This is a genomic window from Rhizobium sp. BK491, from assembly GCF_014194925.1.
Classification (GTDB): domain Bacteria; phylum Pseudomonadota; class Alphaproteobacteria; order Rhizobiales; family Rhizobiaceae; genus Rhizobium.
In genome coordinates, this window is record NZ_JACIAR010000001.1 from 1,471,519 (window position 1) to 1,496,680 (window position 25,162).

Annotated in this window: 19 protein-coding genes; 13 read left to right on the forward strand and 6 right to left on the reverse strand. The window is 60.1% G+C overall.

The genetic code is table 11. The features are described 5' to 3' along the window. Positions 1 to 4: 4 nt before the first annotated feature. From FHX05_RS07350 to FHX05_RS07390, 9 genes are all read left to right on the forward strand, one after another. Positions 5 to 883: a transglutaminase family protein gene (locus FHX05_RS07350; RefSeq protein ID WP_112602823.1), complete on the forward strand. Its 879-nt coding sequence runs from the start codon at positions 5 to 7 to the stop codon at positions 881 to 883. A 148-nt stretch (positions 884 to 1,031) separates the two neighbouring features. After that, the gene (locus FHX05_RS07355) at positions 1,032 to 2,240 is read left to right on the forward strand and encodes a TadE/TadG family type IV pilus assembly protein (protein ID WP_246698854.1); all 1,209 of its coding nucleotides are present in this window, start codon (positions 1,032 to 1,034) and stop codon (positions 2,238 to 2,240) included. 297 nt (positions 2,241 to 2,537) lie between these two features. After that, positions 2,538 to 5,000: a glycogen/starch/alpha-glucan phosphorylase gene (locus FHX05_RS07360; protein WP_183714367.1), complete on the forward strand. Its 2,463-nt coding sequence runs from the start codon at positions 2,538 to 2,540 to the stop codon at positions 4,998 to 5,000. Continuing rightward, on the forward strand, positions 4,997 to 7,204 hold the full coding sequence (gene glgB / locus FHX05_RS07365; RefSeq protein WP_183871108.1) for a 1,4-alpha-glucan branching protein GlgB: 2,208 nt from the start codon (positions 4,997 to 4,999) through the stop codon (positions 7,202 to 7,204). Before FHX05_RS07360 ends, glgB begins: the two co-directional genes overlap by 4 nt. A 26-nt stretch (positions 7,205 to 7,230) precedes the next feature. Beyond that, the gene (gene glgC / locus FHX05_RS07370; protein WP_112602829.1) at positions 7,231 to 8,493 is read left to right on the forward strand and encodes a glucose-1-phosphate adenylyltransferase; all 1,263 of its coding nucleotides are present in this window, start codon (positions 7,231 to 7,233) and stop codon (positions 8,491 to 8,493) included. Positions 8,494 to 8,496: 3 nt separating this feature from the next. Further along, on the forward strand, positions 8,497 to 9,939 hold the full coding sequence (gene glgA / locus FHX05_RS07375) for a glycogen synthase GlgA (RefSeq protein ID WP_112400681.1): 1,443 nt from the start codon (positions 8,497 to 8,499) through the stop codon (positions 9,937 to 9,939). A 4-nt stretch (positions 9,940 to 9,943) separates the two neighbouring features. Next, complete coding sequence (locus tag FHX05_RS07380) at positions 9,944 to 11,572, forward strand: alpha-D-glucose phosphate-specific phosphoglucomutase (protein ID WP_112413515.1); 1,629 nt, start codon at positions 9,944 to 9,946, stop codon at positions 11,570 to 11,572. A gap of 212 nt (positions 11,573 to 11,784) precedes the next feature. Beyond that, complete coding sequence (glgX, locus tag FHX05_RS07385) at positions 11,785 to 13,755, forward strand: glycogen debranching protein GlgX (RefSeq protein ID WP_183871109.1); 1,971 nt, start codon at positions 11,785 to 11,787, stop codon at positions 13,753 to 13,755. A gap of 67 nt (positions 13,756 to 13,822) precedes the next feature. Beyond that, positions 13,823 to 14,311 carry a MaoC family dehydratase gene (locus FHX05_RS07390; RefSeq protein ID WP_183871208.1) on the forward strand — a complete coding sequence of 163 codons (489 nt, stop codon included), beginning with the start codon at positions 13,823 to 13,825 and terminating at the stop codon, positions 14,309 to 14,311. On the opposite strand, the gene FHX05_RS07395 is transcribed toward FHX05_RS07390, so the two are convergent. The 6 genes from FHX05_RS07395 to FHX05_RS07420 form a co-directional block, all read right to left on the reverse strand. Continuing rightward, positions 14,308 to 14,856 (reverse strand): sarcosine oxidase subunit gamma, encoded by a 549-nt coding sequence (locus FHX05_RS07395; RefSeq protein ID WP_183871110.1) that lies wholly within the window; start codon positions 14,854 to 14,856, stop codon positions 14,308 to 14,310. The two genes, FHX05_RS07390 and FHX05_RS07395, sit on opposite strands and share 4 nt — an antisense overlap. Further along, positions 14,849 to 17,845 (reverse strand): sarcosine oxidase subunit alpha, encoded by a 2,997-nt coding sequence (locus FHX05_RS07400; protein ID WP_183871111.1) that lies wholly within the window; start codon positions 17,843 to 17,845, stop codon positions 14,849 to 14,851. Before FHX05_RS07400 ends, FHX05_RS07395 begins: the two co-directional genes overlap by 8 nt. Continuing rightward, complete coding sequence (locus FHX05_RS07405) at positions 17,842 to 18,207, reverse strand: sarcosine oxidase subunit delta (protein WP_183871112.1); 366 nt, start codon at positions 18,205 to 18,207, stop codon at positions 17,842 to 17,844. Before FHX05_RS07405 ends, FHX05_RS07400 begins: the two co-directional genes overlap by 4 nt. A gap of 15 nt (positions 18,208 to 18,222) precedes the next feature. Next, the gene (locus tag FHX05_RS07410) at positions 18,223 to 18,642 is read right to left on the reverse strand and encodes a hypothetical protein (RefSeq protein WP_112602839.1); all 420 of its coding nucleotides are present in this window, start codon (positions 18,640 to 18,642) and stop codon (positions 18,223 to 18,225) included. Beyond that, positions 18,642 to 19,895: a sarcosine oxidase subunit beta family protein gene (locus FHX05_RS07415; RefSeq protein WP_112602841.1), complete on the reverse strand. Its 1,254-nt coding sequence runs from the start codon at positions 19,893 to 19,895 to the stop codon at positions 18,642 to 18,644. The genes FHX05_RS07410 and FHX05_RS07415 overlap by 1 nt, the downstream gene beginning before the upstream one ends. Before the next feature lie 161 nt (positions 19,896 to 20,056). Beyond that, a complete protein-coding gene (locus tag FHX05_RS07420) occupies positions 20,057 to 20,335 on the reverse strand; it encodes a hypothetical protein (protein ID WP_183871113.1) in 279 nt (92 codons plus the stop codon). A 343-nt stretch (positions 20,336 to 20,678) separates the two neighbouring features. On the opposite strand from FHX05_RS07420, the gene rpsU reads away from it, so the two are divergent. The 4 genes from rpsU to FHX05_RS07440 all read left to right on the forward strand — a co-directional run bounded on the left by rpsU (position 20,679) and on the right by FHX05_RS07440 (position 25,048). After that, positions 20,679 to 20,891, forward strand: a complete 213-nt coding sequence (gene rpsU, locus FHX05_RS07425; RefSeq protein WP_004117638.1) for a 30S ribosomal protein S21 — start codon at positions 20,679 to 20,681, stop codon at positions 20,889 to 20,891. Positions 20,892 to 21,028: 137 nt separating this feature from the next. Further along, positions 21,029 to 21,904, forward strand: a complete 876-nt coding sequence (locus FHX05_RS07430; protein ID WP_183871114.1) for a tetratricopeptide repeat protein — start codon at positions 21,029 to 21,031, stop codon at positions 21,902 to 21,904. Positions 21,905 to 22,070: 166 nt separating this feature from the next. Continuing rightward, positions 22,071 to 23,141, forward strand: a complete 1,071-nt coding sequence (locus FHX05_RS07435) for an FAD-binding oxidoreductase (RefSeq protein WP_183871115.1) — start codon at positions 22,071 to 22,073, stop codon at positions 23,139 to 23,141. A gap of 251 nt (positions 23,142 to 23,392) precedes the next feature. Continuing rightward, positions 23,393 to 25,048, forward strand: coding sequence for a sensor histidine kinase (locus tag FHX05_RS07440; RefSeq protein ID WP_183714336.1), 1,656 nt, complete (start codon positions 23,393 to 23,395; stop codon positions 25,046 to 25,048). The last annotated feature ends 114 nt before the right edge of the window (positions 25,049 to 25,162 follow it).

Consider the following 25,162-nt stretch of genomic DNA (forward strand, 5'->3'; position numbering starts at 1 on the left):
GTGAATGCTCTACGATCTCTCGCTTCACATGGGCTACATCTACGACGTGCCGGCAAGCGGTGCGCGGCATATATTGCGCGTCATGCCGCTCTCCCTGCCCAACCGGCAGAGGCTGATAGCCGGCTCGGTGAAGATAACGCCGGGACCGGACGAGCAATCCCACTTCACGGATTTCTTCCAGCATCCTGCAACTTCGATCCTCGTGCGCGAGCCCCATGAAAGGCTCGATATCCGCATGCAGGCGCGCGTTCAGGTGGAGAGCCAGCCCGTCGGGGCAGACTTCTCGCCGCTGCTCGCCAAGCTGCCAGAGGAGATCAATGATTGCTGGTCGATCGATCCGTCTTCGCCCCACCATTTTCTCGGCAGCAGCCCGCGTCTGCCGGACACCAGGGAAATCGCGGATTACAGCAGACAATGGAAAGCAGCCAATCTTACGACCCTGCAGATCGCCCATGCGGTCTGCGCGCAGGTACACAAGGACTTCGTCTATGATACCGAGGCGACGACAGTGGACACCACGCCGAGGGAAGCCTTCCGCCTTAAGCGCGGCGTCTGCCAGGATTTCTCGCATGTCATGATCATCGCGCTTCGCAGCCTCGGCATTCCCGCCGGCTATGTCAGCGGCTTTCTGCGCACCATTCCGCCGCCTGGCAAGGAAAGGCTGGAGGGCGCCGACGCCATGCACGCCTGGGTGCGCATCTGGTGCGGCGAGACGGCGGGCTGGATCGAGCTCGACCCGACCAACAATATCCCGGCAGGCACAGATCATATCGTCGTTGCCTATGGCCGCGATTATTCGGACGTTGCGCCCGTTATCGGCGTACTGAAGAGCTACGGCAATCAGGAAGCCGTTCAGGCGGTAGATGTAATTCCACTAAAATAGAATATACTTAAAGTAGTAAAAAGGTGAAGCCAATCGCGTCAGATTACATGGTTTGTTAAAAATCAACTGACCGATTAAACCTTCAACTAATATTTGTATTCGATAGTCCCGCCGTTCTTGAGAAGCTAACTCTTTCCAATAGGCGGACATGATGATTGCCGGCTCTGATATACTTTGGGCATTGAAACAACTTATACGCGATAGAGCCGGAAATTTTGGCATCCTGACGGCGATTGCCGTGCCCGTGCTGGCCGTGGCGAGTGGTGTAGCGGTCGATGTCACGAACATGTCGCTGACACACAGTCAGCTTCAGGAATCCACGGATGCCGCCGCGCTCACTGCGGCAACCGCGCTTGCGGACGGCAGTGCAACCACGACGACCGCCAAGGATCTCGCCAACAATTTCGTCCTCGGCCAGATGTCGAATTATCTCGCCGGTGATACGGATGCTACGAATTCATTGAAAGCGGGCACCGGCACAACGGTAACAAAAACGACCGATTCCTCCGGGAACACGGGCTACACGGTCGTCGTAAATTCATCCTATTCTATGCCCGTGAACAGCATGACCCGCTTGATAGGGCAGAGTTCGCTGAACATTTCTGCGTCCAGCACGTCAATCAGCGGCAAGACTTCCGAAACCCAGAAGAATGCGCTGTCGATGTATTTCGTTCTGGATCGTTCTGGATCGATGGATGAGGCCACGGACACGGTTAATGCCGAGCAGCCGACCAAAAAAAACTGCTGGGGGACCTATTGCACAACGCAGACCAACTATTACTCGAAGATGGAGTCGCTGAAAATCGCGACGTCCAATCTCTCCGCGCAACTGAACAAGGCCGACCCGAACATGATGTATGTTCGCACCGGGGCAGTTTCCTATAACAACGTCGCCCAAACGGCGACAGCTTTGGCCTGGGGTACCAGCGGCATCACAACATATGTCAACAACTTGACGTCAAAAGGTTCCACGAATTCGGCGCCTGCTTTTACGGCGGCAGTCGACGCGTTGACGAAACCGTCTGCGACAGCCGGGCTGACGAACGAGCAACTTCAGCACAAGAATAAGAGCGGCGTCAAAAATCCGACCATGTACATTGTTTTCATGACCGACGGCGAAAACAACGTGTCAAATGCTGACGCGGATACCAAAGCACAGTGCGACAAGGCACGCAGCAATGGCATCCATGTGTACACGATCGCCTTCATGGCACCGGAAAATGGCCAAGCCTTGCTGAAGTACTGCGCTACTTCAGCCTCGGACTACTTCACACCCCAAAGCGCGGCGGATCTTTTTAAGGCGTTCACGACAATCGCCACGGAAACATCGAAGCAAATGACGCTCCTGACCAAGTGATCGCGCCCGGCATCCGTACGGAGCAACCACCGATAGACTACAAAGAAAAAGCCGCGCGATACGAGTATTGCGCGGCTTTTGTTTTGATCGATGCGCGAATAAGAACCCGAAATATCATCAGAATCAAGTTCTTTCGCATTCACCGTAAACCTTTCGCCGCAATTTTCGCATCCGCCCAACTCGCTTGTTGCAACTGCTTTACATCGGTGCGTAAACTGATAGTGAAACGGAAAGGCAAATCGATTTAATTGGCCGTAACACGCTGAATATAAATCACAAATGGCGAGAGTTGATAGTATGAATAACTTGACGAAGGCCGATCTCCCCGTTCCAGCCCCGCGCAGTTCCCGCCCCGAAATCCTTGCCGAAGAAATCATCGAGCGCCTAACATACCGCATCGGCAAGGACGCAAAGGTCGCCAAGCCGCATGATTGGCTGACGGCAACGATCCTCGTCATTCGCGACCGCGTCATCGACAAATGGATCGAATCGACCCGCAAGACCTACGAGACGAACGCCAAGCGCGTCTACTATCTATCGCTCGAATTCCTGATCGGCCGCCTGATGCGCGACGCCATCTCCAATCTCGGTTTGATGGAGGAGATCACCAACGCTCTCGCTTCGCTGGGCGTCGATATTCGTGTCATCGCGGGTCTCGAACCCGATGCAGCGCTCGGCAACGGCGGTCTTGGCCGCCTTGCCGCCTGCTTCATGGAATCCATGGCAACCGTCGACGTGCCGGCCTATGGCTATGGCATTCGCTACGTCCACGGCCTCTTCCGCCAGCAGATGGCCGATGGCTGGCAGGTGGAATTGCCGGAAACCTGGCTGGCGCACGGCAACCCGTGGGAATTCGAACGCCAGGAAAGCTCCTATGAAATCGGTTTTGGCGGCGCCGTCGAGACCATCAGCAGCCACGACGATCAGCCGCGTTACGTCTGGAAGCCGGCCGAGCGCGTCATCGCCACCGCATTCGATACACCCGTCGTCGGCTGGCGCGGCAAGCGCGTCAACACGCTGCGCCTCTGGTCGGCGCAGCCGATCGACCCGATCCTGCTCGATGCCTTCAACGCCGGCGACCACATCGGCGCGCTGCGTGAAAGCAATAAGGCCGAAAGCCTGACGCGCGTTCTCTATCCCGCCGATGCGACGCCCGCCGGCCAGGAGCTGCGCCTGCGCCAGGAATTCTTCTTCTCGTCCGCCTCGCTGCAGGACATCCTGCGCCGTCACCTACAGCAATATGACGATCTGACCAATCTCGCCGACAAGGTCGCGATCCAGCTGAACGACACACATCCGGCCGTTTCCGTTACGGAAATGATGCGCCTGCTGGTCGATGTCCATGGCTTCGATTTCGACAAGGCCTGGGACATCACCAAAAACACCTTCGGATACACCAATCACACCCTGCTGCCGGAAGCTTTGGAAAGCTGGCCCGTGCCGCTGCTCGAGCGGCTTTTGCCGCGCCACATGCAGATCGTCTATGCCATCAACGCCAAGGTCCTGGTGGAAGCGCGCAAGCTGCGCAATTTCAGCGACACCGAAATCCGCTCGATCTCGCTCATCGACGAAAACGGCGATCGGCGTGTGCGCATGGGCAATCTCGCCTTTGTCGGCTCGCATTCGATCAACGGCGTTTCCGCACTTCATACCGACCTGATGAAGGTCACGGTTTTTGCCGACCTGCACAAACTCTATCCGGACCGCATCAACAACAAGACGAACGGCATCACACCGCGGCGCTGGCTGATGCAGTGCAATCCCGGCCTGACCAATCTCGTACGCGAAACCATCGGCGACGCCTTCCTCGACGATGCCGAGCAGCTGAAGCCGCTGGATCAGTTTGCACACGACAGCGCCTTCCAGGAGAAGTTCGCCGCCGTCAAGCGCACCAACAAGGTGCAGCTCTCCAATCTCGTTGCCAGCCGCATGGGCATCAAGCTCGATCCGAACGCGATGTTCGATATCCAGATCAAGCGCATCCATGAATACAAGCGCCAGCTTCTGAACGTCATCGAGGCCGTGGCGCTCTACGACCAGATCCGCTCGCATCCCGAGCTCGACTGGCAACCGCGCGTCAAGCTCTTTGCCGGCAAGGCGGCGCCGAGCTATCACAACGCGAAGCTTATCATCAAGCTGATCAACGACGTCGCCCGCGTCATCAATAACGATCCATCGGTTCGCGGCTTGCTGAAGGTCGTCTTCGTGCCGAACTACAACGTCTCGCTGGCGGAAGTCATGGTTCCGGCCGCCGATCTTTCCGAGCAGATTTCGACCGCCGGCATGGAAGCCTCGGGCACCGGCAACATGAAGTTCGGCCTCAACGGCGCGCTGACCATCGGCACACTTGATGGCGCCAATGTCGAAATGCGCGACAATGTCGGCGAGGACAATATCGTCATCTTCGGATTGCGGGCCGATGAGGTCGCAAACCTGCGCAGCGACGGTCATAACCCTCGTGCCATCATCGAGCGCTCGCGCGAATTGGCTCAGGCTCTGTCAGCCATCGCCTCCGGCGTCTTTTCTCCCGACGACCGCAATCGCTATGCCAGCCTGATCGACGGCATCTATAGTCACGACTGGTTCATGGTCGCCGCCGATTTCGATGCCTATGCCTCGGCACAGCGCGAGGTCGATATTCTTTGGGCCAATCCATCCGAGTGGTATGCGAAGACGATCAACAATACCGCTCGCATGGGCTGGTTCTCTTCCGACCGGACGATCCGTCAGTATGCCAAGGAAATCTGGAGAGCCGGATGAAAAAGCCGAAAAAACCCGCTGACGGCACAAGCTTGAGGGATATTTCGGCAGGGGATATTGCTGCAATTCTCGCAGGCACGCATTCCAATCCGTTCGCCGTTCTCGGCGTACACAAGACGGATGAAGGCTATGTGGCCCGCTGTTTCATCCTTGGCGCGGAAGCTGTCACCGCCACGGCGCTCGACGGTTCTGTCATCGGCGAGCTCGAATGCCTTGATCCGGCAGGCTTCTTTTCCGGCGACGTCAAACTTGTCAAGCAGCAGCCGGTCCGTTATCGCGCCAGACGCGGCGATGTCGAATGGGCCGTGACCGATCCCTATAGTTTCGGTCCGGTTCTCGGCCCGATGGATGATTATTTCGCGCGTCAGGGCACGCATCTGCGCCTCTTCGACAAGATGGGCGCCCATCCGCTGAAGCACGAGGGCGTGCAGGGCTTTCATTTCGCCGTCTGGGCACCGAATGCACAGCGTGTTTCCGTCGTCGGCGATTTTAACAATTGGGATGGCCGCCGCCACGTCATGCGATTTCGCTCCGATAGCGGCATCTGGGAGATCTTCGCCCCGGATGTGCCTGCGGGTGTCGCCTATAAGTTCGAGATCCGTGGCCATGACGGCGTAGTGCTGCCGCTGAAGGCCGATCCATTTGCTCGACGCAGCGAACTGCGCCCGAAGACGGCGTCGGTCACGGCCAACGAACTGGTTCAGGTCTGGGACGATTCCGCCCACCGCGAACATTGGGCGAGCGTCGATCAGCGCCGCCAGCCGATCTCCATCTACGAGGTCCACGCCGCTTCCTGGCAGCGCCGGGACGACGGTTCGATGCTGTCATGGGATGAACTCGCCTCGCGCCTCATCCCCTATTGCGTTGACATGGGCTTCACCCATATCGAATTTCTGCCGATCACCGAACACCCCTACGATCCGTCCTGGGGCTATCAGACCACGGGTCTTTACGCCCCGACCGCCCGCTTCGGTGAGCCGGAAGGCTTTGCCCGCTTCGTCAACGGTTGCCACAAGGTCGGGATCGGCGTCATCCTCGATTGGGTACCGGCGCATTTCCCGACCGACGAGCATGGCCTGCGCTGGTTCGATGGAACCGCCCTTTACGAACATGAAGACCCGCGCAAGGGCTTTCATCCTGACTGGAATACGGCGATCTACAATTTCGGCCGCACCGAGGTTCTCGCCTATTTGCTGAACAACGCGCTCTACTGGGCGGAAAAATACCATCTGGACGGTTTGCGCGTCGATGCCGTCGCCTCCATGCTCTACCTCGACTATTCCCGCAAGCATGGCGAATGGATCCCCAACGAATATGGCGGCAACGAAAACCTGGAAGCCGTCCGTTTTCTGCAGTCCATGAACACCCGGCTCTATGGCGCTCACCCCGGCGTCATGACCATCGCCGAGGAATCGACCTCTTGGCCGAAAGTGTCACAGCCTGTCCATGAAGGCGGCCTCGGCTTCGGCTTCAAGTGGAACATGGGCTTCATGCACGACACGCTGAGCTACCTCGCCCGCGAGCCGGTGTACCGCAAATATCACCACAACGAGCTGACCTTCGGCCTCATCTACGCCTTCTCGGAAAACTTCGTGCTGCCGCTCTCCCATGATGAAGTGGTTCACGGCAAGGGGTCCCTGATCGCCAAGATGGCAGGCGACGACTGGCAGAAATTCGCCAATCTGCGTGCCTACTATGCCTTCATGTGGGGCTATCCCGGCAAGAAGCTGCTCTTTATGGGCCAGGAATTCGCGCAATGGAGCGAGTGGAGCGAAGAACGTGCGCTGGACTGGAACCTGCTGCAGTACCGCATGCACGAGGGCATGCGCCGCCTCGTTCGCGATCTCAATTTCACCTATCGCAGCAAGCCGGCGCTCCATGCCCGCGACTGCGAGGGCGACGGCTTCGAATGGCTTGTGGTCGATGATTTCGAAAACTCGGTCTTCGCTTGGCTGCGCAAGGCGCCGGGCGAAAAGCCGGTTGCGGTCATCACCAATTTCACGCCAGTCTATCGTGAGAACTACACCTTGCGTCTGCCAGCGGAGGGGCGGTGGCGCGAGATATTGAATACCGATGCCGATATCTACGGCGGCAGCGGCAAAGGGAATGGCGGGCGTGTCCAGGCCGTCAATGCAGGCGGAGGCGTACAGGCGGTGATAACGCTGCCTCCGCTGGCGACCATCATGCTCGAACCGGAATTCTGAGATCACTACGGACAGGGAGGAATAAAATGGTAGAAAAACGTTTCCAGCCGCTGGCGCGCGATGCCATGGCCTACGTTCTTGCCGGGGGCCGCGGCAGCCGCCTGAAAGAACTGACCGACCGCCGTGCCAAGCCAGCGGTCTATTTCGGCGGCAAGACCAGAATCATCGATTTTGCGCTGTCAAACGCGCTCAATTCCGGCATCCGCCGCATCGGCGTCGCGACGCAGTATAAGGCGCACTCGCTGATCCGCCATATGCAGCGCGGCTGGAACTTCTTCCGCCCCGAACGAAACGAAAGCTTCGATATCCTGCCGGCCTCGCAGCGCGTTTCGGAAACGCAGTGGTATGAAGGCACCGCGGACGCCGTTTACCAGAACATCGACATCATCGAGCCTTACGGTCCGGAATATATGGTCATCCTTGCCGGCGATCATATTTACAAGATGGACTACGAATGGATGCTGCAGCAGCACGTCGATTCCGGTGCAGACGTCACCATCGGCTGCCTGGAAGTGCCGCGCATGGAGGCCGTCGGCTTCGGCGTCATGCATGTCGATGATAAGGACCGGATCATAGATTTCGTCGAGAAGCCGGCCGATCCTCCGGGTATCCCCGGCAATCCCGATTTCGCGCTCGCCTCGATGGGCATCTACGTCTTCCACACGAAATTCCTGATCGAATGCCTGAAGCGCGATGCAGCCGACCCCAATTCCAGCCGCGACTTCGGCAAGGACATCATTCCCCATATCGTCAAGAATGGTAAGGCGGTCGCCCATCGCTTCACCCAGTCCTGCGTTCGCTCGGATTTCGAACGTGAAGCCTATTGGCGCGATGTCGGCACGATCGATGCCTACTGGCAAGCCAATATCGACCTGACCGCCGTGGTGCCGGAGCTTGACATCTACGACAAGTCCTGGCCGATCTGGACCTATGCGGAAATCAGCCCGCCGGCCAAATTCGTCCATGACGACGAGGACCGCCGCGGTTCGGCAGTCTCCTCCGTCGTCGCCGGCGATTGCATCATTTCCGGTGCCAGCCTCTACAACAGCCTGCTCTTTACCGGCGTGCGCGCCAATTCCTACTCCAAGCTGGAAGGTGCGGTCGTGTTGCCGAGCGTCAAGGTTGGCCGCCGGGCACAGCTCAAGAATGTCGTCATCGACCATGGCGTGACCATTCCCGAAGGTCTGGTGGTCGGTGAAGATCCGGAACTGGATGCCAAACGCTGGCGCCGCACGGAAAGCGGTATCTGCCTCATCACCCAATCGATGGTCGACAAGCTGGATCTGTGACCTATGAAGGTTCTCTCGGTTTCGTCCGAAGTCTTCCCCTTGATCAAGACAGGGGGTCTGGCCGATGTGGTCGGCGCCCTGCCTATTGCACTGAAGCCCTATGGCGTCGAAACTAAGACCCTCATCCCAGGCTATCCTGCGGTTATGAAAGCCATTCGCGATCCGGTTGCCCGTCTGGAGCTTCCGGATCTTCTTGGCGAGGCAGCCACCATTCTAGAAGTCGAGCATGCGGGCATTTCCTTCCTCGTGCTCGACGCACCGGCTTATTATAGCCGCACCGGCGGCCCCTATGTCGATGCGACGGGCAAGGACTATCCCGACAATTGGCGGCGTTTCGCGGCGCTATCTCTCGCCGGTGCCGAGATTGCCGCCGGCCTCTTGCCCGGCTGGCGACCGGATCTCGTTCATGCGCATGATTGGCAGTCGGCCATGGTGCCGGTCTACATGCGCTATTATCCGACGCCGGAATTGCCGAGCGTCCTCACCATCCATAACATCGCATTCCAGGGCCAGTTCGGCGCCGATATCTTCCCCGGCCTTCGTCTGCCGGCACATGCTTTCTCGGTGGAAGGCATCGAATATTACGGCGATGTCGGCTTCCTGAAAGGCGGGCTGCAGACGGCACATGCCCTGACCACCGTCAGCCCTTCCTATGCCGAGGAAATCCTGACGCCGGAATTCGGCATGGGCCTCGAAGGCGTCATCGCCAGCAAGGCCTACAATCTGTACGGCATCGTCAACGGCATCGACGACGACATCTGGAATCCGGCGACCGATCCGATGATCGCGCAAACCTATAGCGCGGCGACGCTGAAGGATCGCGCCATCAATCGCCATCGGGTCGTCGAGCATTTCGGCCTCGACGAGGATGATGGTCCTATCTTCTGCGTCGTCAGCCGCCTCACCTGGCAGAAGGGCATGGATATTCTGGCGGAGGTTGCGAGCGAGATCGTCCACATGGGCGGCAAGCTCGCCATTCTCGGCGCAGGCGACGCGGCGCTGGAGGGCGCGCTCTTTGCCGCAGCCGGCCGTCACCGCGGTCGCGTCGGCGTTTCGGCAGGCTACAACGAGCCCATGTCGCATCTGATGCAGGCCGGCTGCGACGCGATTATCATCCCCTCGCGTTTCGAACCCTGTGGCCTCACGCAGCTTTATGGCTTACGCTATGGCTGCCTGCCGATCGTTGCGCGAACGGGCGGGCTGAACGATACGATTATCGACGCCAACCACGCCGCGCTGCAGGCAAAAGTCGCGACCGGCATTCAATTTTCACCCGTCACCGCGGAGGGGCTGTTGCAGGCCATGCGCCGCGCGATGCACCTCTTCCAGGATCGAAAGGTCTGGACGCAGATGCAAAAGCAGGGCATGAAATCCGACGTATCCTGGGGCAGGAGCGCAGAACGCTATGTCGCTCTCTACTCCAGTCTAGTCTCGAGAGGCGCTTAACCCGATGATTAAAACCGTACCGACCACCCCCTACGCGGATCAGAAACCCGGCACTTCGGGCTTGCGAAAGAAGGTTCCCGTATTCCAGCAGCCGAACTACGCGGAAAACTTCATCCAGTCGATTTTCGATTCGCTCGAAGGCTATCAGGGCAAGTGCCTGGTCATCGGCGGCGACGGCCGCTACTACAATCGCGAAGTCATCCAGAAGGCCATCAAAATGGCCGCCGCCAACGGCTTCGGCAAGGTGATGGTCGGCAAGGGCGGCATCCTCTCGACGCCCGCAGCCTCCAACATCATCCGCAAGTATAAGGCCTTCGGCGGCATCATCCTGTCGGCCAGCCACAATCCCGGCGGCCCGACCGAAGACTTCGGCATCAAATACAACATCAGCAATGGCGGCCCGGCGCCCGAAAAGATCACCGACGCCATCTATGAGCGCTCCAAGGTGATCGACAGCTACAAGATCGCTGACTTCCCGGACATCAACCTCGACCGCATTGCCCGCGAGGATGTCGGCGGCATGATCGTCTCGGTCATCGACCCCGTCGAAGACTATGCGGCTCTCATGGAGGAGCTGTTTGATTTCGGCGCGATCCGCAACCTGATCAGTCTCGGCTTCCGCATCTGCTTCGACGCGATGAGTGCCGTCACCGGCCCTTATGCCAAGGAAATCTTCGAAATCCGTCTTGGCGCCCCGGACGGATCGGTGCGCAACTTCCTGCCGCTGCCGGATTTCGGCGGTCATCACCCGGATCCGAACCTTGTCTACTGCAAAGAGCTCTACGACGACATGATGAGCGACGATGCGCCCGATTTCGGCGCAGCATCGGACGGCGACGGCGACCGCAATCTCATCATCGGCAAGGGCATCTACGTCACCCCGTCCGACAGCCTGGCGATCCTGGCAGCCAACGCCAACCTCGCTCCCGGCTATTCGCATGGCATTGCCGGCATCGCCCGTTCGATGCCAACAAGCGGCGCGGCCGATCGCGTTGCCGAAAAGCGCGGCGTCGGCATCTATGAAACGCCGACCGGCTGGAAGTTCTTCGGCAACCTGCTCGACGCGGGCATGGCGACGATCTGTGGCGAGGAAAGCTCCGGCACCGGCTCCAACCATGTTCGCGAAAAGGACGGCCTTTGGGCCGTGCTGCTCTGGCTGAACATCCTGGCCGTACGCGGCGAAAGCGTCATCGATATCGTGACGCAGCATTGGGCCACCTATGGCCGCAACTATTATTCGCGCCACGATTATGAAGGTGTCGACACAGACGCTGCCAACGGCCTGATTGCAGCGCTGCGCGAAAAGCTGCCGACCCTGCCGGGCACGAAAATCGGCGATCTCACCGTTTCCGCCGCCGACGATTTCGCCTATCACGACCCGGTCGACAAGTCGGTCAGCCAGCACCAGGGCATCCGCATCCTCTTCGAAGGCGGCTCCCGCGTGGTCTTCCGCCTCTCCGGTACCGGCACCACCGGCGCCACGCTGCGCGTCTATATCGAGCGCTACGAGCCCGATCCGACCCGTCACAATATCGAGACCCAGGAAGCGCTAGCCGATCTCATCACGGCTGCCCAGGAAATCGCAGACATCAAGGGCCGCACCGGCCGTAACGCGCCGACTGTGATTACCTGAGTTTTAGGTTTTAAGCTCCTTCTCCCCGCAATGCGGGGAGAAGGTGGCCAGGAGCAGCGGAACGAAGTGAAGCAGCGACTGGTTGGATGAGGGGCCTTCTCGAAATTCACCGCGACTGCACACTATGCCGAACGCTCTGCCCCTCACCCTAGCCCTCTCCCCGCAGGCGGGGTGAGGGAACAATCTCCAGCGATCCGGAAAGCCCGCGAGACATGTCAGAATCGACAACCCGCAGCCTTGGCGCGACCCTCACCGACTCGGGTGTTGAATTTGCCGTCTATTCCAGGCATGCCGAGCAGATAGATCTCTGTCTCTTCGACGCTGAGGGCCACAAGGAAATCGCGCGGCTTCCGCTCGCACACGACGGCGATGAGCATCGACTCTTTGTTAGAGATGCCGGGGAAGGCACGCGCTACGGCCTGCGAGCCCATGGTTCATACGATCCCGACCAAGGCCTATGGTTCGACCCCTCCAAACTGCTGATCGATCCCTACGCCAAGGAAATAGACCGGCCATTTCGCTACGATCCGCGCCTGGGCATCTTCGGCGCGGATACGCAGGACTTGATGCCAAAGGCAATCGTCTCGCGCGATATCGCGATAAAGCGAGCCAAGCCCTTGTTTCAGCCGAGCGGCCTGATCTACGAAATCGCGGTAAAGCCCTTCACCATGCTGCATCCCGACGTGCCGGCGAAGCAGCGCGGCACGCTCGGCGCCCTCGCCCATCCCTCCATCATCGCGCATCTCAAGCGCCTGCAGGTGAACGCCGTCGAACTGATGCCGATCACCGCATGGATCGACGAACGGCATCTGCCGCCGCTCGGCCTCACCAATGGCTGGGGTTACAATCCGGTCGCCTTCATGGCACTCGACCCGCGTCTTGTGCCCGGCGGCATGAAGGAGCTGCGCGAGACGGTCGCTGCCCTTCACGCCGAAGGCATCGCGGTCATCCTCGATCTCGTCTTCAATCATACCGGCGAGAGCGACCGCCAAGGCCCGACACTATCCCTGCGCGGCCTCGACAACCCCACTTATTTCCGTCATTTGCCGGACCAGCCCGGAACGCTGGTCAACGATACCGGCACGGGAAACACCGTCGCCTGCGATCAGCCGGCAACGCGAAAGCTCATTGTCGACAGCCTCAGCCATTTCGTCCGGAATGCTGGAATTGACGGCTTCCGCTTCGATCTCGCCACCGTGCTAGGACGCAACGGCAAGGGCTTCGATCTGGAAAGCATGACGCTTCGCACCATGCTGGCGGACGAGATGCTGCAGGATCGGGTCATGATCGCCGAACCCTGGGACATCGGCCCGGGCGGCTATCAGCTCGGGAATTTCCCGGCACCTTTCCTCGAATGGAACGACCGCGCTCGCGACGACCTGCGCCGCTTCTGGCGCGGCGATGCCGGCATCGGCGATCTGGCAACGATCCTTGCCGGCTCCTCCTCCATCTTCGGCCGTGACGGGCGCACGCAGACGCGCAGCGTCAACTTCCTCGCCGCCCATGACGGCTTCACGCTGATGGATCTCGTTTCCTACGAGAACAAGCACAATGAGGCCAATGGCGAGAACAATCGCGACGGCCACAACGAAAACTTCTCCTGGAACAACTGCATCGAGGGAAAAACGGACGATCAGGTAATACAGTCCAAGCGCCGCGCCGATATCGAAGCCATGCTGTCGACGCTTTTTGCCGCGCGTGGCACGATCATGCTGACCGCGGGCGATGAAGGCGGACGGAGCCAGCAGGGCAACAACAATGCCTACTGCCAGGATAACGCCATCACCTGGGTGGACTGGACGGCGCTGGACGAGGAGCTGATCGGCCATACCGCCTGGCTTGCCGGCCTCCGCCGCCGCTTCACGGCCTTTGGCGACATGAATTTCTTCCACGGCGATGGCGACGTGCTTTGGTTCTCAAGCGCAGGGACGCCGATGACGGTGCCCGATTGGGAGGCGCCGGGAGCGGCCGTGCTCGGCATGGCGCCACAGACAGAGGATCGCGCCACCGGCCGATCGACGCGGCTCGCCATAGTCTTCAATCGCGCCGCAGATGAACGCTCTGTTACATTGCCGGTTTCCGAAAGCGGCGGCTGGTCCCAGCTGACGACGGCAGGCGAAACCCCAGCCGGTGGGCAAATCACCATACCCGCCCGCTCCGTCGCATTCCTTCTGGAAAACTGATCGCGGTTGCACTTTCAGTCTCGATTCGCCAGAAAGGGTTTTGACGACACAGACTGATGAGGATGGAATGCCCGGCGATATCTCGCTTGTTGAGATTATGAAACTTGTAGGAACGGAGATCGGCGTTTCCGACTGGATCACCGTCGACCAGACGATGATCGACACCTTTGCCGATGCGACGCTCGATCACCAGTTCATCCACGTCGATCCAAAACGCGCCAAGGCGGAAACGCCCTATGGCGGCACAATTGCCCACGGCTTCCTGACACTATCGCTGCTCTCAGCGATGAACTACAGCGCATTGCCGAAAATCCGCGAACAGACCATGGGCATCAACTACGGCTTCGAGAAGATCCGCTTCATGTCGCCGGTCAAGTGCGGAGCGCAGGTGCGAGGACGTTTCACACTCGCCGAAACGCGGCTGCGCGGCGCCAATATGCTGATGCTGACCTATGACGTGACAGTCGAGATCGAAAACGAACGCAAGCCGGCGCTGACTGCGACATGGACCACCATATCGCAGTTCGACCCGAAGGATCGGCCGGAAGAGGGTTAAAGCCCAGCATCCTCGGCACCTTCGGCGAGAAGGCCGAAGGCATAGTCGGAGAAGGAGCGCCAGACCTCGACGCGGAATGTCTCCTCGTCGAGCCGCAAGATCACCACTTCCGCCTTGCCGAGCAGCGTGCGCGAGCAGGCGCCGATGGGGAATGCGCTCAACGAAACATCCTGCGGGCAGCCGGCGGCAAGCGTTGCTTCCGCGCCGGGACCGGAGATGATGACCGCGGTATTGCGATGCGAGACATCCGTCGCCGAATGCAGCACGCCGGACGATGCGGCCACGCCGACCAGCTCGGCACCGTTTTCATCGATGACGAGCCATTCGTCCGGGCCGAGCCACAGGGCATGACGGCCATTGGCACTGGCCGAGGTCTTCGGGCGGGTCGGCAGCTGAAGGCCGAGCGCCTGCGAAAGACTATGGACTGAATCCGCAGACGCTCGCAGCGAAATGCGGCTTGCAGGAGCGGCTGGCGTCAGCCGGACGGTCGAGGAACCGCCGTGGCGGCCGGCAAGCGGCAGTTTGCGGGTAGCGAGATCAGCCATTGATCCGGCCTCCTTCCTTGTCAAAGAACACCAGATCCGTCACCTCGACGGCAATCGTCTTGTCGGGCATCGGCACATAGAGCGTCTTGCCCATGCGCTCGCGCCCGCCGGCAACCAGCGCGAAGGCAATGGAGCGGCCGAGATTTTCGGACCAATAGGAAGAGGTGACATGGCCGAGCATGGTCATCGGTTTCGGCTCATTCGGATCGGCAACGATCTGTGCGCCCTCCTCCAGCACCACCTTCGGATCGCGGGTGACGAGACCGACGAGCTGCTTGCGGCCTTCCTTGACCAGATCCTGCCGTTTCAGGCCGCGAATGCCGACGAAATCGGTCTTCTTCTTGGAAACGGCCCAGGCAAGGCCGGCATCGTCAGGAGTCACCGTGCCGTCGGTATCCTGGCCGACGATGATATAGCCCTTCTCGGCGCGAAGCACGTGCATGGTCTCGGTGCCGTAGGCGCAGGCGCCCAGCGGCTCGGCGCGAGCCCATACGGCCTCCCAGACCGACTGGCCGTAGTCGGCCGGCACGTTGATTTCATAGCCGACTTCACCGGTGAAGGAGACGCGGAACAGCCGCGCCGGCACGCCGCAGACCTTGCACTCGGCCACGCTCATATGCGGGAAGGCCTCGTTGGAAAGATCCTGGCCCTCGACGAGCGGCTCGATGATCTCGCGTGCCTTCGGCCCCTGTACGGCGATAACAGCCCATTGCTCGGTGGTCGAGGTCAGCCACACCTTCAGGTGCGGGAACTCGGTCTGCAGATAGTCTTCCATATGATGCAGCACGCGCGGCGCGCCGCCGGTCGTCGTCGTCACATGGAAGCGATCCTCGGCAAGGCGCCCGACGACGCCATCGTCGTAGACGAAGCCATCCTCGCGGGTCATGATGCCGTAGCGGCAGCGGCCGGGCTTCAGCGTATCCCAGGCATTGGTGTAGAGGAGGTTCAGGAATTCCGCCGCATCTGGCCCGACCACTTCGATCTTGCCGAGCGTCGACGCATCGAACACGCCGGCCACTTCGCGCGCCGTCCGGCATTCGCGATTGACAGCCTGATGCATGGTCTCACCGGCACGCGGATAGAACCAGGCGCGCTTCCAGTTGCCGACATCCTCGAAGATCGCGCCATGCGCCTCTTCCCAGGCATGCATCGGCGTCTTGCGGGCGGGATCGAATAGAGCCCCGCGCGAATGGCTGATCAGCGTGCCGTAGGTAACGGGCGTATAGGGCGCGCGGAAGGTGGTGAGACCGACCTGCGGAATATCCTTGCCGAGCATTTCGGCAGCGATCGCCAGGCCATGCATGTTGGATAGTTTGCCCTGGTCGGACGCCATGCCGTTGGTGGTGAAGCGCTTGATATGCTCGATGGAATGCATGCCCTCGCGCACGGCAAGGCGGATATCCTTGGCGCAGACATCGTGCTGGAAATCGACGAAAGCCTTGGCATTCGTATCCGGTCCCGCGCCTTCGGCAGCACCGATCATGCCGCCTGTCCACTCGAAAGCCTGCTCGGCCTGGAGCTGGATCTTCTCGCCGCCATTGGTGCTGCCAGTCGCGCGCGCCATCAGCTCGCCCGCGGCAAGCGATTCCTCTATCGCGGCTTGCAGCCCGTCCGTGCCATTGCAGGCGCCGACCGAAAGGCAATCCTGAACATAGGTGCCCGGCAGGAAGCGCTGCTTCTCGGTATCGAATTTCAGCTTGCCGCGCGATTGCGAGAAGAGATGAACGGAGGGCGTCCAACCCGCCGAAACCAGCAGGGCATCCACCGGGATCTTGCGGGTTGCGGAGCTGCCGTTGCGCGAGACGGTCATCGAGGAGACGCGCAGCTTGCCTGATGTATCGACAACGGCATAGTCGGTCATCACCTCGATGCCGAGCCGCTTTGCTTCGGCGAGAACCGCCTCCCCCGGGCGCGCGCGGCTGTCGACGATGGCAGCGATGGAAACGCCGGCGCGCTTGAGATCGAAGGCGGCCTCATAGGCCGAATCATGCGCCGTGTAGACGCCGATCTTCGCACCGACGGCGACGCCATAGTGGTTGAGATAGGCACGCGCCGCCGAAGCGAGCATGATGCCCGGGCGGTCGTTGTTCGGAAACACCATGTGGCGCTCGATCGCACCTGTCGCCAGGATCGCGCGCTTGGCACGGACCTGCCATAGGCGCTCGCGCGGCAAGTCGCGGCCGGGTTTCGCCAGATGGTCGGTCACGCGTTCGGCAAGGCCGAAGAAATTATGGTTGTAGTAGCCGAAGGCGGTCGTGCGGGTCAGCACCTGCACATTCGGCATCGCCTTGAGCTTGGCGACGGTAGCCTGCGCCCACTCATAGCCTCCGACACCGTCGATCTTGATGCCGGTGTCGAAGCGGAGCGCGCCGCCGACCTCCGGCTGCTCATCACAGAGGATGACCTTAGCGCCGGTTTCGGCCGCCGCGAGCGCCGCGGAAAGACCGGCAACGCCGGCACCGACGACAAGAACGTCGCAATGGGCGTAACGGCCGGCATAATGATCCGGATCCTCTTCCGTCGGCGCAACACCGAGACCGGCAGCGCGGCGGATGAAGGGCTCGTAAATATGCTTCCAGGCCGACTTCGGCCACATGAAGGTCTTGTAGTAGAAGCCGGAGGCAAAGAAGGGCGACATCAGATTGTTGACGCCACCGATATCGAAGGCGAGCGACGGCCAGCGGTTCTGCGACTGAGCCTTCATGCCGTCGAAAACTTCCTGCACGCTGGCACGTACGTTCGGCTGTCGCCGCGCCGCATCGCGCGAGATATCGAGCAGTGCGTTCGGCTCTTCGGCTCCAGCCGAGAGGATACCGCGCGGCCGGTGATACTTGAAGGACCGGCCGACGAGATGAACGCCGTTGGCAAGCAGCGCCGAGGCGACGGTATCGCCTTCGAGCGCGGTATAGGTCTTGCCGTCAAAAGTGAAGCGAGCGGTTCTGGCCGGCGTCAAACGCCCCTTGCCCGCGATACGATTGGCGCCGCTCATTCAGCAAATCCCTCTGTTGGTGCCGTCTTTTCTTGTTCGTTCTGTTGCTGCGCCACCGGTTCGGCCGCGCCAGGCTTGAGCGTCGCCGGATCCGGCTTCGGTTCGCCGGTCTTGTAGGTTCGGTAGAAGTGATCGCTCACCGTATCGCGCGCCGCATTGAAAAAGCGGCCGCAGCCATGGATATGCCGCCAGCGCTCGAAGATCAGCCCCTTCGGGTTGTCGCGCAGGAAGAAATATTCCTCGAATTCCTCGTCCGAGATCCCGGCAATATTGGCCGGCCGCACGATATGCGCGTCGCCGGCGTTGCGGAATTCGAGTTCCGAACGCTCTTCCTCGCAATAGGGGCAGTAAATCAGCAGCATCGTTTTCTACCTGTGTTAAAGCTCGGAGCCTGTAAGGCTTGTGCCGGGAGGCTGCGCGCAAAGCTGCCGCCCCATGATGACGAAAGGTGTTATGCGCTTCAGCAGCGCCTCCAGCGATCCATAGGGCTTCAGCACGTTGGTCATCCCCAGATTGACCAGGCTCATGCCCAGCAGATCGGTGTCGATCGCAAACGCCCTCGTCGCCTCGGGCGTCTGGTCCGGCACGAAATAGACCGTCGGCTTGTTCAGCACCTTGGCGCAGGCAATCACACCGCTTTCAGCCACGAAGGGCCAGTCGGCCTCGTTCTTTGCCTTGTGGATCACCTGCATGCGAAAATCCTTGACCCCCGGAATAAGATCGCTGACTTCGGTCGCGATCGCTCCGCCCGGCAGGGAAAGCCCTGCGGCAAGAGCGATCCCGACCGCGGCCAGCATCAATGTGCCACGGCGGCTGCCGCCGCCTCATCGATCAGACGGCCGGTGCGGAAGCGATCCAGATTCAGCCCGGCGTTGAACTTGTGCGGCTCGTCGCGGGCAATCAGATGGGCAAAGAGATTGGCCGAACCCGGCGTCGCCTTGAAACCGCCCGTGCCCCAGCCGCAATTGACATAGAGCCCAGGCACCGGCGTCTTCGACTGGATTGCCGAACGATCCGGCGTATTGTCGACGATGCCGCCCCAGGAGCGCATCATTTTCACGCGGCGGAACATCGGGAAGAGCTCGCAGATCGCATCCAGCGTATGGGTGATGATCTGCAGGCCGCCTGTCTGGCTGTATGAATTATATTGATCCGTGCCGGCGCCGATGACGAGCTCGCCCTTGTCGGACTGCGAGATATAGGCGTGCACCGTGTTCGACATGACGACGCAGGGGAAGATCGGCTTCAGCGGCTCGGAGACCAACGCCTGCAGCGGGCTCGATTGCAGCGGCACGCGCACGCCGGCCATCTGCATGACGACGGTGGTGTGGCCGGCTGCGGACACGCCGATCTTCTTGGCGCCGATGAAGCCCTTGCTCGTGTCGACGCCGGTGACGCGGCCATCAGGCCCGCGGCGAATGCCGGTCACTTCGCAATTCTGGATGATGTGCACGCCGCGATCGGAAGCGGCGCGGGCAAAGCCCCAGGCGACCGCATCGTGGCGCGCCGTGCCGCCGCGACGCTGCAGGGCGGCACCGTTGATCGGATAGCGCGCCGTCTTCGAAATATCGAGCGGCGGGCAATATGCCTTAGCCTGCTCGGGCGTCAGCCATTCATTGTCGATGCCATAGAGACGGTTGGCGTGGATGTGACGCTTGAAGGACTGCTGGTCATGCACATTGTGCGACAGCATCATCACGCCGCGCGGCGAATACATGACATTGTAATTGAGATCCTGAGACAGCCCTTCCCAGAGCTTCATCGAATGCTCGTAGATGTGCATGCTCTCTTCATAGAGATAGTTCGAGCGGATGATGGTCGTGTTACGGCCGGTATTGCCGCCGCCGAGCCAGCCCTTTTCGATCACCGCGACATTGGTGATGCCGTGCTCCTTGGCGAGATAGTAGGCCGCACCCAGGCCATGACCGCCGCCACCGACGATGATGACGTCATACTCCTTGCGCGGCTCCGGCGAGGTCCATTGAGCCTCCCAGCCCTTGTGAGCCCGCATCGCTTCCCGTGCCACGGCAAAAACCGAGTATTTACGCATTCGCCCTCAACTCCTTCAGGCAAGACGCCCTTTTTCTGGGTCATACAAATCGCAAATCAAAAACCGACACAACGGCTCTTTTGCGACGCATTCAGGACCGTCTTTCGACACGGTTAAGATTGCCGCCTTCCCGCCCGCCCCGCTTACGACCTCTTAGCCGATTATTTGCGCTGCAGATGGCAGACCTTCACGCGCCCGCCATGACCGTCCTTGCGCCAGACACATCCCTCTTTTCGTGGCTTTCCATTGTAGAGATAAATTCTCGCACGATGTTTGCTGTCGTAGGTCTGATTGGAAAAATCATGGCCACCGATGCGTACATTCTTACCAAAACGCACTTCGCCGGCTGTGGCAGGCGCAAACACCGCAGTGAGTACTACAAGGCTGAGCGCGAGCGCAGCAAGCGCTTTCCCAACAGCGATAAAGCGATGCGATTGCATAAAGTGATTCCCTCTCGTTTCGGGCGGCCGCTCGAATCCCCCGCAGCTCACGAATGATTCTGATCCGAAATGCTCACATAAGCATGTCAGTGTCGCAAAGATCGGGATCTGCCAATCCCTCTTTCAAGCGCCTTCGTGAAAGCGCAGCAGGTATCGCCGGCTCAATTCAACCCTCGACAACTAGCTTTTTCCTCTGCAAACTCACGATCTGGCTAGACTTTGACAAACCGATCTGCTATCCCGCCTCCCAATCGCAAGGCTGTGGCCGCGCGAACGTTATATTTTTGCCTCCTGGCGCTGCCGTCGCCGCTGGCATCAACCAAACCAAAGGAACGTGATTCTCGTGCAGGTACTTGTCCGCGATAACAATGTCGACCAGGCTCTCCGCGCTCTCAAGAAGAAGATGCAGCGCGAAGGTATTTTCCGCGAAATGAAGATGCGCGACTACTACGAAAAGCCGTCGCAGAAGCGTGCTCGCGAGAAGGCTGAAGCTGTTCGTCGCGTTCGCAAGCTTGCTCGCAAGCGCGCTCAGCGCGAAGGCCTTGTTGCCAAGTAATCGCCGTTTTTCGACGTTTTCAGATGTATGTGTGGCGGGGGCGAGTCGTTCGCCGCCGCCTTTTTGATTTATTCTCTACGCAAATCGGATTAAATCAGAACAGCCTGATATGACGCATGGGGAAAGCGAACCCGATAATGGCAATGACGACTTCCGTAAAGTTCCGCACTTCGAACCTCTCTTTACCCGTTTCGAAGCGCGCCGCGGTGCTGCCTGCTTTGGCGATACTTGCCGCGATCAGCGTTTCCGGCTGCCAGACGGCTACGACAGATAATGTGATCCAGATCGACAAGGCTCAGGGCTCGTCCGAAAATATCGCCTCATTGACGTCAGTCATCAATGCCAATCCGCAGGATCCGGAAGGCTACAATGTGCGCGGCACGGCCTATGGCCGCGGCGGTGATTTCAACCGCGCCCTTGCCGACTTCAATCAAGCGATCCAGCTCAATCCGAAATTCTACCAGGCCTATGCCAACCGCGCGCTCATCTATCGCAACATGGGCAAGCTGCCGGAAGCGGTCGCGGACTATAATGCTGCGCTGCAGATCAACTCGAACTACGACGTCGCCTATATCGGCCGCGGCAACCTCTACCGTCAGTCCGGCCGCGACAACGACGCCTTCAACGATTATTCGAAGGCCATCAGCCTCGGGACGACGGACGGCCGCGCCTATAACGGCCGAGGCGTGATCTACCAGAAGCGCAATCAGCAGGATAAGGCGATCGACGATTTCTCCAAGGCGATCTCGCTGTCGCCGAACTCGCCGGAACCTTACAACAGCCGCGGCATCTCCTATCTTGCACAGAACGACGACGACAACGCGTTTGCCGATTTCAACCATGCGATCGAGCTGAACAACAAGCTCGCCGAATCCTGGGCAAACCAGGCATTCGTCTATGAGCGAAAAGGCGACAAGGCGAAAGCCCGCCGCTCCTATCAACACGCGGTCAACCTCGATCCCAACTATCAGCCGGCCAGAGACGGCCTGGCTCGCGTCGGCGCCGGCGCCTGACACGGGGCATATCGCAGTAAAGATACCCAGCCGCCGGCAATCCCTGCCCGGCGGCTTTTCTTTGCCCTGGTCTTCGATTTTGCGCATGTCGTTATCGCAAAACCGCTGCCCACTTTTGCGCGACATGCTGTAGTCTCGGGCTCATCCGTTCAAGCGAGACAAAGACATGCCCTCCCCACAGAAAATCATCGTCATCGGCGCCGGCATCATCGGGGCTTCCATCGCCTGGCATTTAAGCCGCAGGGGCGCATCGGTAACGGTGGTCGCACAGCAGACCGGCGGCGTTGCAACTCCGAACTCCTTCGCCTGGATCAATGCCAGCTGGGGTAATCCGGAATTCTACTTCCGTGTCCGTCATCGCTCGATGGCCGAGTGGTCGAGACTGAAGACAGATCTGCCTGACATCCCTCTATCCTGGTGCGGTGGCCTCAGCTGGGATCTTCCCGAGCCGGAGCTGGACGCCTATGTGGCGCAGCACCATGGCTGGGGCTATGGCATACAGCCGGTCAACCGGGCGACGGTTGCGATGCTCGAACCGAATCTGGCCAATCCGCCCGACTATGCTCTGCACGTCGCGGAAGAGGGTGCGGTCGAACCCGTTGCGGCCGCCAAACTGCTGCTCGAAGATGCCCGCCGTCGGGGCGCGATCCTGTCATCCAGTGTCGAAGTCAAAGGTCTGCTGAGGCAGGGCGAGCGGATCGTCGGTATCGAAACGAGCGAAGGGCCGATGCACGCCGATCATGTCGTTCTGGCTGCCGGTGCAGGCACGGCAGCACTTGCCGCCTCGGCGGATATTCTCGTGCCGCTTGAAACACCTCCGGGGCTCATCGTTCATTCCCGACCCGTAGGGAAAATGTTGAACGGCTTGGTGATGGCACCGGAACTGCATCTGCGCCAAACGGCAGAAGGACGAATCATAGCCGGCGGCGACTTTGGCGGCACCGATCCCGGCGATAATCCTCAAGCGGCTGCCGACGCGCTCTTCGCCAAGGTCAGAGCAACATTGAAAGGCGGCGAGGCGCTGGAGCTCGATTTCCACACCGTCGGTTATCGCCCGACGCCGAAAGACGGCCTGCCGATCTTGGGTAGCACCGGTGCGGCACCCGGCCTCTACCTCGCAGTTCTGCATTCCGGCGTTACGCTCGCACCGCTCGTCGGCCTGCTCGCCGCGCAGGAAATCGTTGATGGCAGCGAAGCACACGAGCTTGCGCCGTTCCGGCTCTCTCGCTTTTCCTAGCTTGAGAATGAGGCAGTCAGCGCAACTGCAGGGATGCGTTGCCACAGTCGTAAATACCCGAGATCGCTTACGATTTCGCAATAATGACTTTTCAGATGTTGCAAGGAAAATTACCGAGCCCTAACATGGCGCTTCTGGAGCATCTAGCTCGGATCGGGGCACGGGGGCGCTTGGCATGATGACCAATACCATTCTATTTGCGTTTGCCGGCGCGTCGTATCCTCATCGAGGCACGATCGGTTGATCGCTTCATGAGAAAGCCGCATTTTCCGAAAGCGTCGATTGGTGCCTATCTGATCGCAATCGCTCTGGCGATTGCCTTGCCCATTCTCGCCTTCGTCGCGCTGCTTTTGGTTCAGCTCGAAAATAATGAGCGCGATGTGCTGAAGGGTGACACCGTTCAGGATGCGCAGGCGCTTTCGCGCGTCATCGATCGCCAATTGCAGGACATGGCGACGACATTGCGTCTCCTGTCTTCCTCACCGGAACTCGAACGCAACGACATTGCCACCTTCTTCGCCCGCACGGAAACGGTCCTGCGCACTGATTCGCTCTTCGTGCTGCTCATGGAAAAGGATGGCCAGCTCCGGCTGAATACTCGCTGGCCGCTTGGAAAACCACTCGGCAAGACCGGTAACATCGCAGCGCTGCAATCGGCGCTGAACTCCGGGCGCATCGAGGCATCCGACGTCTTCATGGGACCTAACGCCCGCCGCTGGGTCTATAACGTCACCCTGCCCCTCGAACATTCGCCAGCCGGCGCCGCTTTGGCGGTAACCCAGGATGCCGACGAGCTCGCCAAGCTCGTGACGACGCAAGCCCTGCCGCCCGGCTGGTCCGCAGCGGTTGTGGATAAATCCGGCCATGTCGTTGCCGCTGGCGGCCCGACGACCCTTGCTCCGGGAGACACGTTCAACAAGGATATTCTGCCGAAACTGATCGCATCGAGCGGTGTCTACCAGGATGAAAAGACCCTCCCGAATGCGGTGCTCGGCTATGCCCAGATCTCCGGCTGGTCCTGGAAGGCCGTCGTCTGGGGACCGATAGCGTCCGCACAGCAGTCGCTGATGAGCACCTGGCGATTCCTGATCTATGGCGGAGTGACGCTGCTGCTGATCGCGCTGATCGCCGTCTATGCGCTGGCGCGCCAGGTGCGCACGACCATCCAGAGTATAGCCGACATGGCAGACCGCATGGGTCGAGGCGAAATCGTGTCGCCCGTTGACACCAGCGTTATCGAGGCAAACCAGGTGGCCATTGCGCTTTCCAACGCATCCTTCGACCGCAGCGTCACGGAGGACCGGCTGCATTTCGTCATGCACGAACTTGTCCACCGCACCAAGAATCTGTTGGCACTCGCCCAGGCGATGACGCGCCAGCTCGCACGGCAGACGGACAGCGTCGATACCTTCCAGCGGGCAGTCGCCGACCGCCTGGAAGGCCTGGCACGCTCGATCGAGGTGCTGACCAGCGAACAATGGTCCGGCGTGTCGCTGCGCCGCGTGATCGACATTCATCTCGCGACCTTCCTGCAGGGACCTCAGCAGCTCGACGTCCTCGGCAACGATTTCCTCTTGAAGCCGGAGGCGGTGCAGAATCTCGGCCTGATCCTGCACGAGCTTGCCACCAATTCGGTCAAATATGGTGCGCTTTCTGCGCCGGAGGGCAAGATCACCATCGAATGGACGAACGAGGTCGCTGAAACCGGCACCATGATCCGCTTCGTCTGGAGCGAAACCGGCGGTCCCACGGTCAAACCGCCCAGCGCGACCGGCTTCGGCACCACCGTCACGAAAACCCATGCCGCGGCATCCTTCAGCGGCCATGTCGAGGTCGATTTCCGTCCGACCGGACTTGTCTGGATACTGACTGCACCGCGCAACATGATGGAGCGTCAAAGGACCTAGAGCAATTCCAGGAAAAGTGCGCAGCGGTTTTCCGTCCGGAATTGCGAGACAACAAAGAGATAGAGCGGTTCAGAGATTCCGTGAAAAGCTGAACCGCTCTAAGAGCGGAAACAC

Bases quoted from the DNA above. Each gene is read 5' to 3' on its own strand.
- FHX05_RS07350 (WP_112602823.1), top strand. From the start codon at position 5: ATGCTCTACGATCTCTCGCTTCACATGGGCTACATCTACGACGTGCCG.
- FHX05_RS07355 (WP_246698854.1), top strand. From the start codon at position 1,032: ATGATGATTGCCGGCTCTGATATACTTTGGGCATTGAAACAACTTATA.
- FHX05_RS07360 (WP_183714367.1), top strand. From the start codon at position 2,538: ATGAATAACTTGACGAAGGCCGATCTCCCCGTTCCAGCCCCGCGCAGT.
- glgB (WP_183871108.1), top strand. From the start codon at position 4,997: ATGAAAAAGCCGAAAAAACCCGCTGACGGCACAAGCTTGAGGGATATT.
- glgC (WP_112602829.1), top strand. From the start codon at position 7,231: ATGGTAGAAAAACGTTTCCAGCCGCTGGCGCGCGATGCCATGGCCTAC.
- glgA (WP_112400681.1), top strand. From the start codon at position 8,497: ATGAAGGTTCTCTCGGTTTCGTCCGAAGTCTTCCCCTTGATCAAGACA.
- FHX05_RS07380 (WP_112413515.1), top strand. From the start codon at position 9,944: ATGATTAAAACCGTACCGACCACCCCCTACGCGGATCAGAAACCCGGC.
- glgX (WP_183871109.1), top strand. From the start codon at position 11,785: ATGTCAGAATCGACAACCCGCAGCCTTGGCGCGACCCTCACCGACTCG.
- FHX05_RS07390 (WP_183871208.1), top strand. From the start codon at position 13,823: ATGCCCGGCGATATCTCGCTTGTTGAGATTATGAAACTTGTAGGAACG.
- FHX05_RS07395 (WP_183871110.1), bottom strand. From the start codon at position 14,856: ATGGCTGATCTCGCTACCCGCAAACTGCCGCTTGCCGGCCGCCACGGC.
- FHX05_RS07400 (WP_183871111.1), bottom strand. From the start codon at position 17,845: ATGAGCGGCGCCAATCGTATCGCGGGCAAGGGGCGTTTGACGCCGGCC.
- FHX05_RS07405 (WP_183871112.1), bottom strand. From the start codon at position 18,207: ATGCTGCTGATTTACTGCCCCTATTGCGAGGAAGAGCGTTCGGAACTC.
- FHX05_RS07410 (WP_112602839.1), bottom strand. From the start codon at position 18,642: ATGCTGGCCGCGGTCGGGATCGCTCTTGCCGCAGGGCTTTCCCTGCCG.
- FHX05_RS07415 (WP_112602841.1), bottom strand. From the start codon at position 19,895: ATGCGTAAATACTCGGTTTTTGCCGTGGCACGGGAAGCGATGCGGGCT.
- FHX05_RS07420 (WP_183871113.1), bottom strand. From the start codon at position 20,335: ATGCAATCGCATCGCTTTATCGCTGTTGGGAAAGCGCTTGCTGCGCTC.
- FHX05_RS07430 (WP_183871114.1), top strand. From the start codon at position 21,029: ATGGCAATGACGACTTCCGTAAAGTTCCGCACTTCGAACCTCTCTTTA.
- FHX05_RS07435 (WP_183871115.1), top strand. From the start codon at position 22,071: ATGCCCTCCCCACAGAAAATCATCGTCATCGGCGCCGGCATCATCGGG.
- FHX05_RS07440 (WP_183714336.1), top strand. From the start codon at position 23,393: ATGAGAAAGCCGCATTTTCCGAAAGCGTCGATTGGTGCCTATCTGATC.